We start from the raw sequence: 865 nt of genomic DNA, 5'->3' as shown, positions 1-865 counted from the left end.
ACAGCGCCCAGAGAGCTTCGACGTGCTGCGTTATGACCGGCAAATCGTTAAACACAAAGGCAGCGACACTATCCTGCCAAGCGCAGCGCCGTTTAATGTGCTGGATAAAAGCGTGGCGGATGTGAGTTTTATCGTCGGCATGTTGGTGGATAAATTCCAATACCACTTGCCGCTGTATCGCCAACACCAGCGCTTAGCCGCAGCGGGCATTACTTTAAGCCGCAGCACACTGGGCACCATCGTGGCACGCGGTATTGATTTACTCTATCCGATTGTGGATGCGATGCTGACCAGCATCTTACAAAGCCAGGTGCTGGCAATGGACGAGACGCCGATTAAAGCAGGCAAAGCGGGCCCGGGCAAAATGAAGCAAAGTTACTTCTGGCCGGTGTATGGTGATAAGGATGAAATTGTTTTTACCTTCTCCACCAGCCGCGGGCGGCAACATATAGAAGAGATATTAAAACATCGCTTTAAAGGGACTTTATTAAGCGATGGCTACAGCGCCTATGCCAGTTATATCAAAGCGAATGAGGGCTTAACCCATGCCCAGTGCTGGGTGCACAGTCGCCGGCAATTTATTGCAGCCGAAAACAGCTGGCCACAACCGGCCAAAGAAGCGATAAGCCTAATCGCCAAGCTGTATGAGATAGAAGAGACTATCCAACGCCAAAAACTGACCGATGATAAAAAGCGCCAATACCGGCTTACCCACAGCAAACCGGTGGTTGACCGCTTCTTTACGTGGTGTGATGACACCTTGCATAACCTGACGCTGCTGCCAAAAGACCCCCTCTACAAAGCGATTGGCTATGTACAAAGCAAAGAAATGGCACTGCGTGTCTTCTTAGAAGACCCCGATGTG

At 50.6% G+C, this 865-nt stretch carries 1 pseudogene; it reads left to right on the top strand.

Features of this window, described 5'->3' with window-relative positions:
* Positions 1–865: pseudogene (locus tag ACQ661_RS12675) on the top strand (IS66-like element ISSpu21 family transposase); the annotation flags it as partial.

The sequence above is a fragment of the Pseudidiomarina sp. WS423 genome, assembly GCF_050750165.1.
Lineage (GTDB): Bacteria > Pseudomonadota > Gammaproteobacteria > Enterobacterales > Alteromonadaceae > Pseudidiomarina > Pseudidiomarina fusca.
This window is presented reverse-complemented; position numbering and strand designations above follow the sequence as displayed.